At 42.2% G+C, this 500-nt stretch carries 1 protein-coding gene; it reads right to left on the reverse strand.

The window, feature by feature from the left end:
- Positions 1–104: 104 nt before the first annotated feature.
- A partial coding sequence (locus tag HL054_RS22300; protein ID WP_369141319.1) for a hypothetical protein occupies positions 105–500 on the reverse strand: 396 nt, incomplete at its 5' end.

Consider the following 500-nt stretch of genomic DNA (forward strand, 5'->3'; position numbering starts at 1 on the left):
ATCTGGGTTGTTCCTTGGTCTGGGAATCTAAGTTGGTGTGGCTGTTGGGAGATACCACCTTTGAGGTTCTTGATACTTTGAGATACAATAGGCATAGATTCTCCTTATGAGCGACCGATACGTCCACCAGTCCAAGAGTCTCCATCAAGCATATTGAAGTTACCGTAATCCATTTCGTATTCCATACACAAACGGTGGGCTTCTTCTTCATCTTGCTGTAATGCCTGTTCAATCTCAGCAGCACCAAAGAAACGAATATTGAATGCACGAGATGCTTTTACGATAATCCATTTACGGAAACATTCTGGCATTTCGTCATAGGCTAACTCTTCAATCATTTTAACTTGAATAGGAGCCGTAAACAGCTCTGTATCGGCAGAAGAGTCATAAACATTACCGTTACGTCTACGGTAGATTGTAGCACCTGATGTGCTCATAAGACGAAGGTATGTGTCCAAAAACTTGATGTTCTTGGTTATTGCGTTTGGAGCCAGAGTCTT

Origin of the sequence: Modestobacter versicolor, from assembly GCF_041028285.1 — a bacterium.
GTDB classification, from domain to species: domain Bacteria; phylum Actinomycetota; class Actinomycetes; order Mycobacteriales; family Geodermatophilaceae; genus Modestobacter; species Modestobacter versicolor_A.